Raw genomic sequence first — 6,412 nt, 5'->3', positions numbered from 1 at the left:
GTTTCGGTTCTGTAAACCCCATCAATATCATCAATTTGAAAGATAATGTCTTTTGCATTTGCAGTATCTTTTGCTCTAATTTTACAGAAAATATTAAATTTCCCAGTAGTTACAGAAGCTACAGTTACAAACGGAATTTCATTAATACGTTCTAAAACAAATTTAGTTTGCGAAGTACTATTTAAAAATATACCTACATAAGCTATGAATGAATACCCCAATTTCTCATAATCTAAAGTTAATGAAGAACCTTGAATAATTCCAGCATCTTCCATCTTTTTTACTCTAACATGCACCGTACCAGCAGATATTAATAATTTTTTAGCAATATCTGTAAAAGGGATTCTAGTATTGTCAATTAACATATCTAAAATCTGGTGATCTACTTCATCTAATCTAAACTTACTCATAATCAATCTGTTTTTATCTTTTATATACTAAACTTTTATAATGTCGCCAATTTTAGGAAAGTTTCGATCTTCATATTCATACAATTTATTTTCAAAATCAATGGTTTGATGTGCGAAAAAAGTATCTAAATTTTCAATTTGAATAATTTCAGGAATAAATTCTATTTTTCCTTCCGTTAAAACTTCCTTATATTGAACTGCAAATTTAATATTTTTTTCTACATTATTATCATTAATTTTCACATTTTTAAAAATAAAATCATAAAAACATTTATTATTTTGATAAATATTCAAATAATTCCCCAAATCGTTGCTAACTATATCGTTTTCGTTAATAAATGAAATTGCAGCTTTTAAAGCGATGAAAACAAATTTTCTAACTTCGTCTCTGCTATAATCATTTGCATAATGCCCGGCTTCAAATAAAATAGTAGGATATCCCCTATTTGTAAAATAATCTCCTGTACAATTAATATTAAAGGAATCATCAAATCGTCCGACTTGATTAGGAATGTATTTTTGTAATTCGTTATTTATACCAACAATTACAGCGGCAGCTTCTTCTCGAACCGAATTAAATGTACGTGCTTCATTATAGGATGCTGTTAGAAACGACATTGTTGCAGGTTTCTGGCTTTCCAACAAACCAAAAATAGTGCGTTGATCGTGTAGATTAAAACAATAATCAGGAGTAAAAGTTTCTAAAACTGTACGCAATACCTTGCTTTCAGGTTCTGTGCATTCAAAAGCATCTCTGTTTAAATCTACGCCATTGGCATTTTCTCTAATATAAGCTGCTGCGCCGTCTGGATTTAAAATCGGTATAATATAAAATGTAACTAATTTTGAAAGGGTTTCAAACTCATTTTCGTTATGATGTAAAAAGTTTAAATAATCAATCAGACCTTTAGTTGTAGTACTTTCATTCCCGTGCATTTGCGACCAAATCAAAATCTTAAGCTTTCCTTCTCCAAATTGAATCGCTTTTATAGGTTGCTGTTTTACAGAAAACCCAACGGTTGAAATTTTAAATACAGAAGGTAATGTTTCTAAAAAAGAATCTAAATGAGTAGCTGTTACGTATCTTCCTTGAATCGATTCGTACAGATATTTGGTGGCTAATTGTAAATTATCTTTCATATTACAAATGTAAATATATTTCGTTTTACATTTGTAAACAATAAAAACCACCTAATTAAACTGAAATTTGTGGTTTTTTTCAGGTTAAATTTTACAAGTGTAAACATGTTTTAAAACATTAAACTATATTACTTATTTTCAGTTACTTAAATAATATTATGTAAACTACAAGTTTGTGTAATTAATTATTATTTATGCTTAAATAAACGGTATATCATTATATTTTAATAATAATTTGTTACATTTGTAAACAATTTTTTTATTTTAATTCGGATGATAAATACAGACCACTTCGTAAAACGATTAGAAACCATTTTTGAGTATTATGGTTTAACAGCCTCTCTTTTTGCAGATAAAATTAATGTACAACGATCAAGTATCTCTCACCTACTTTCTGGGAGAAACAAACCGAGTTTAGATTTTATATTAAAAGTAATTGAAAATTTTCCTGAAGTAGAATTATTGTGGTTGCTAAATGGAAAAGGAAGTTTTCCAAAAGGAGAAATGGGTTCTAATGAAAAATTAACAGTTTCCTCCGAAGAAAAAACAGGACAAGAAGAAGAAAAAACAGAACAAGAAATCGATTTGTTTTCTCAAAAAACTACCCTATTTGAAACTCTTCCTGAAAAAAAATCAAATACGCCAAAAATTGAAACCGAAGTTAAACCGATGCATTCGGAGTCAAAAATAGAACGAATTGTAGTGTTTTATAACGATGGAACGTTTAAGAATTACACGCCTTAACGAGTGTAACTAAAAGCTGGTACTTTTCCTTTAATATTTGTAAATAAAGATTCTAAGTAAAATGAATCTTTCTCAAAATCGTTAGTTATTGTGAATGCATCAAAAATAATAACTTGTTTGTTTTCATAATCAAATGCAATAGGAATTATCGGCACATTTGCTTTTTGAGCGATATAATAATACCCAGATTTCCATTGCGTTACCTTTTTTCTGGTGCCTTCTGGAGACAACGACAAACGCAAGACGTCTTTTGTATCAAATATTTTAGCAATGGCTTCTACCTTATTTTCTGACTTATTTCTATTTAGAGGAATGCCCCCCATCCATTTTAAATAGCCGCCTAACGGAAAACGAAACAATTCTTGTTTGGCTAAAAAATTAATTTCTACAGGATACGTTCCTCTAAAAAAAACACCAATAAAAAAATCAAACCAGCTGGTGTGAGGCACTACAATTAATACACATTTCTTAATTGAGGCGTCAAAATCACCCTTGACCTTCCAACCCATTATTTTAAAAAAAAGTAGTCTATATAGAGAATGTTTCATTCTTTTACATTTTGAGAAAAAGCAAAAATAAAGTATATTTACGTAATTTATATGATGATGTTTAAAAAAATACTCAGCTACTTCTATCCTATCACAATTTACAAGGAAACTTCAACGATAAGCAAATCAATTGAAGTGACTTTATACAATGGGAAAATGCTACTAAACACCAAAAACACGAATTATTCTTTCGGAAGTTTACAGTCAATATTAAAAAAAGGACTTTTAGATATTGGCGCAGCTGAAATAAATAGAATGGAATCTATATTAATTTTGGGAGTGGCTGGCGGAAGCGTTGTGCAAACGTTAGTTACTGATTTTTCGTTTTCCAAAAAAATTACTGGCATAGAATTGGATTCAGAAATTATACATATTGCCAATTCGTATTTTAATTTAGATAAAATAAGCAATTTTAAATGTCTTATTCAAGATGCTGAACAATTTGTAAAAACAGATAAAAATCAATACGATTTACTAATTATTGATATTTTTAAAGATACCGATATGCCTGAGTTTTTATTTCAAGAAAGCTTCATTACTAATTGTAAACAATTACTTAATAAAAACGGGTATATCTTATTTAACACGATGCATTTAAATAAAAATAATCTTTCAAAAACAGAAGCCTATCTGTCGCATTTTGATTCAAATTTATACGAAACAAAAGTGCTAAAGAATATTGAAAAATATAATGATGTAATTTTAATTAAAAGTATATAAAATTTCAACCCATACAATATGAAACATTTTTTAAGAAAACTATTATTGGGAAACATTACCAAAACAGACAAGCCGTTTTTAAAAGTAAATCCCATTCGAAAGCGCATCATAAATATCCAATCCATTTGGAATAACGACCATCAAGAGGATAACGGCATTGAAAAAATATTTAGATTGTTTTTATCAATTTCACAACTAATTTTTCCTGGTGTGTACATTAAGTATTTATTTTCTAGAAAAAACTATGAGTATCAAGATATTGCAATGGATTCTTACATCATTTTAAAATTACTATTTCCAATTTATATTTTAAAAAACAACTTACAAGATCAAAATATTTTAATTTATATTATGGTATACCTGCTTTTAGAAACCATTTTATATATACCTACATTAATTTTTGCTTCAGATATGCTTTCGCGCCCAAAGTCATATAAACGTTCGATGTTATTGTTGTTTTTAAATTATTTAGAAATTGTTTTTGCATTTGCTGTTTTATATACTTTGGGAGATAATATGAACAAACCTTTTACACATTGGTTTGATGCCGTTTATTTTAGCATAATTACTTCAAACTCTATCGGTTATGGCGATTTTTATCCGGTTACACCATTTGCAAAAGTGTTAGTAAGTATTCAAGCTATGTTTTTCTTATCGTTTCTGGTTTTGTTTTTAAATTTCTTCTCGTCTAAAGTAAAAAGTAAAGGCTATTTCGACCACGAAAGTGAAATATAAAGTATTAAAATTTTCCTAAATTACTTTGTCCAATTAGTTCTTTACACTTATAAAAACTATTTTTGACAAAGTGAGAATTGCCTTAAAAATATCATTTGTAATACTTTTCTCTGTTGTAAGCTGTTTTGTTATCAGTAACTTACAACAGATGAATTCTCGTATCTTAGAAGTTCCACAACAAGAACAATCTGATAAAAAAGAAATTCATACAATAGATTCTCCAACAATTTTAAGTGATAATTTAAACAGAACGTTACAACTTCACTTTTTTACTGCAAAAACTAAAATTGCTAAAGCTTTTTATAACATTCACTTTATAAAAGCTATCAATAAGAAAAAGGAGAACAAATCGGTTTTAGCCAAAAATCATTTTTCTTATACCATTATACCTATCAGTTTTAAACAGACTGATATCATATTTCCTTTCCATAATTTTTGGTAATTAATCATACATTTTAGCCTTAAAATAAAATTGTAAGTATTCTAAAATAGTTACAAAATAACAATGTATTATTAATTTAAAATTTAAAAAAAAACATGGATTCTACATCCTTAACAATTGGCATCATATTATTGATAGTATGTGTGTTACCTTTTATATTATTCAGTGTAATTAACACTAAAAAACGTAAGAAAAGAATTGAGAACTTAATTCTAAAAGCAAAAGAAAACAATGCAACTATTCAAGAAAAAGACGATTGGAATCAATCCATTATCGGAATAGACAAAACAAATAAAATGCTTTTTTTCTCTAAAAAATCAGAAGAATTTGATAAATTTATCTCGATCAATATTTCGGAGTTATTAAAGTGTCGAATAGAGAGAACGGAAAATAAGCATAACGTATTAGAAAAGTTGGAGTTAGAACTCACGTTTGCTAGCAGACCAACTGTAGTTTTAGAATTTTTCAACAAAGACGAAACCCGATTAATACTCAACGAAATTGAAATTATTCAGAAATGGCAAACGCTATTGAATAAAATCACATAATCATTCTTAAAAAACAAAAAATGAATTCATTTTTCAAAAATATCATTCTTAAACTCATAATTCGCGATGAATCGATCGATAGAAGTAAAATATCCGATTATATCTTCGCGAAAGCCTATAAAAAATTTAGAATTACAGTAAGACATAATATTAAGGATGTTTTCTTGATTTTATTAGGAATTTTATCTGCATCCTTTGGTTTTAAGGCCTTTTTATTAACGAATCATTTTATTGATGGTGGCGCTACAGGTATTTCATTACTTGTAGCTTCACTAACTAAAATTCCATTATATGTACTAATTATTTGCGTCAATTTACCTTTTGTATTTTTAGGATATAATGTAATTGGAAAACAATTTGCCATAAAAACGGCATTTGCTATTGGCGGACTTTCCCTCGCATTAGCCACTTTAACTTTTCCAAACATCACAGATGACAATTTATTAGTGGCTGTTTTTGGTGGGTTTTTCCTTGGAGCCGGAATTGGTTTTGCCATTAGAGGTGGCGCTGTTATTGATGGAACAGAAGTTTTAGCTATTTATTTAAGTCGGAAATTCGGAACTACGATTGGTGACGTCATTATCATTATCAACATTCTTATTTTTGGAACAGCAGCTTATTTTTTAGGAATAGAAGTCGCTTTATATTCGATGATTACTTATTTAGCAGCTTCCAAAACACTCGATTTTATTGTAGAAGGTATTGAAGAATATATTGGTGTAACCATCGTTTCTTCTCATAATGAAGAAATTAGAGAAATGATTATCAATACAATGGGGCGTGGTGTTACTGTTTATAGTGGTAAAAAAGGTTATGGAAAACGTGGAGAAACGAAAGAAACAGATATTGTTTACACAGTAATTACCAGGTTAGAGTTAAACAAATTAATGACCGAATTAGATAAAATATCGCCTTCTGCTTTTGTGGTGATGAATAGCGTTAAAGATACGCGTGGCGGAATGATTAAAAAACGACCATTGAAGCATTAACTATGGAAGAATTGGAACAATTTGTATTTTGTTTAGAAGCTGTTTCCGATGTGGAAATTATCAAAACAACAGAAATTCAAAAACAATTAGAAAACTTAGCCTTAAATCACGGAATTCCTAATATTTACAAAGCTTG

Annotated in this window: 9 protein-coding genes; 6 read left to right on the top strand and 3 right to left on the bottom strand. The window is 28.6% G+C overall.

All coding sequences use genetic code 11. The features are described 5' to 3' along the window. Both KA468_RS10120 and KA468_RS10115 read right to left on the bottom strand, forming a co-directional pair. A partial coding sequence (locus tag KA468_RS10120; RefSeq protein WP_291242817.1) for a winged helix-turn-helix transcriptional regulator occupies positions 1-410 on the bottom strand: 410 nt, incomplete at its 3' end. Positions 411-437: 27 nt separating this feature from the next. Next, positions 438-1,550, bottom strand: a complete 1,113-nt coding sequence (locus KA468_RS10115) for a M14 family zinc carboxypeptidase (protein WP_291242816.1) — start codon at positions 1,548-1,550, stop codon at positions 438-440. A gap of 273 nt (positions 1,551-1,823) precedes the next feature. On the opposite strand from KA468_RS10115, the gene KA468_RS10110 reads away from it, so the two are divergent. Further along, a complete protein-coding gene (locus tag KA468_RS10110) occupies positions 1,824-2,294 on the top strand; it encodes a helix-turn-helix transcriptional regulator (protein ID WP_291242815.1) in 471 nt (156 codons plus the stop codon). On the opposite strand, the gene KA468_RS10105 is transcribed toward KA468_RS10110, so the two are convergent. Beyond that, positions 2,291-2,842, bottom strand: a complete 552-nt coding sequence (locus tag KA468_RS10105) for a 1-acyl-sn-glycerol-3-phosphate acyltransferase (protein ID WP_291242814.1) — start codon at positions 2,840-2,842, stop codon at positions 2,291-2,293. The two genes, KA468_RS10110 and KA468_RS10105, sit on opposite strands and share 4 nt — an antisense overlap. Before the next feature lie 156 nt (positions 2,843-2,998). Here KA468_RS10105 and KA468_RS10100 point away from each other — a divergent pair, with 156 nt between their 5' ends. The 5 genes from KA468_RS10100 (at position 2,999) to KA468_RS10080 (ending at position 6,276) form a co-directional block, all read left to right on the top strand. Continuing rightward, positions 2,999-3,562, top strand: a complete 564-nt coding sequence (locus tag KA468_RS10100; RefSeq protein ID WP_291242813.1) for a spermidine synthase — start codon at positions 2,999-3,001, stop codon at positions 3,560-3,562. 18 nt (positions 3,563-3,580) lie between these two features. Beyond that, positions 3,581-4,297 (top strand): potassium channel family protein, encoded by a 717-nt coding sequence (locus KA468_RS10095; protein ID WP_291242812.1) that lies wholly within the window; start codon positions 3,581-3,583, stop codon positions 4,295-4,297. Between the two features lie 148 nt (positions 4,298-4,445). Next, the gene (locus KA468_RS10090) at positions 4,446-4,739 is read left to right on the top strand and encodes a hypothetical protein (RefSeq protein WP_291242811.1); all 294 of its coding nucleotides are present in this window, start codon (positions 4,446-4,448) and stop codon (positions 4,737-4,739) included. A 95-nt stretch (positions 4,740-4,834) separates the two neighbouring features. After that, positions 4,835-5,287: a hypothetical protein gene (locus tag KA468_RS10085; RefSeq protein ID WP_291242810.1), complete on the top strand. Its 453-nt coding sequence runs from the start codon at positions 4,835-4,837 to the stop codon at positions 5,285-5,287. A 20-nt stretch (positions 5,288-5,307) separates the two neighbouring features. After that, on the top strand, positions 5,308-6,276 hold the full coding sequence (locus tag KA468_RS10080; RefSeq protein ID WP_291242809.1) for a YitT family protein: 969 nt from the start codon (positions 5,308-5,310) through the stop codon (positions 6,274-6,276). The last annotated feature ends 136 nt before the right edge of the window (positions 6,277-6,412 follow it).

It is taken from the genome of Flavobacterium sp., assembly GCF_017985075.1.
Taxonomy (GTDB): Bacteria; Bacteroidota; Bacteroidia; order Flavobacteriales; family Flavobacteriaceae; genus Flavobacterium.
Note: the sequence above shows the minus strand (reverse complement) of the source record. Positions and strands in the feature narration are given on the sequence as shown.

Excerpts from the sequence above, each read along its gene's own strand:
- KA468_RS10090 (WP_291242811.1), top strand. The coding sequence starts at position 4,446 with ATGAATTCTCGTATCTTAGAAGTTCCACAACAAGAACAATCTGATAAA.
- KA468_RS10115 (WP_291242816.1), bottom strand. The coding sequence starts at position 1,550 with ATGAAAGATAATTTACAATTAGCCACCAAATATCTGTACGAATCGATT.
- KA468_RS10080 (WP_291242809.1), top strand. The coding sequence starts at position 5,308 with ATGAATTCATTTTTCAAAAATATCATTCTTAAACTCATAATTCGCGAT.
- KA468_RS10110 (WP_291242815.1), top strand. The coding sequence starts at position 1,824 with ATGATAAATACAGACCACTTCGTAAAACGATTAGAAACCATTTTTGAG.
- KA468_RS10105 (WP_291242814.1), bottom strand. The coding sequence starts at position 2,842 with ATGAAACATTCTCTATATAGACTACTTTTTTTTAAAATAATGGGTTGG.
- KA468_RS10095 (WP_291242812.1), top strand. The coding sequence starts at position 3,581 with ATGAAACATTTTTTAAGAAAACTATTATTGGGAAACATTACCAAAACA.
- KA468_RS10100 (WP_291242813.1), top strand. The coding sequence starts at position 2,999 with ATGCTACTAAACACCAAAAACACGAATTATTCTTTCGGAAGTTTACAG.
- KA468_RS10085 (WP_291242810.1), top strand. The coding sequence starts at position 4,835 with ATGGATTCTACATCCTTAACAATTGGCATCATATTATTGATAGTATGT.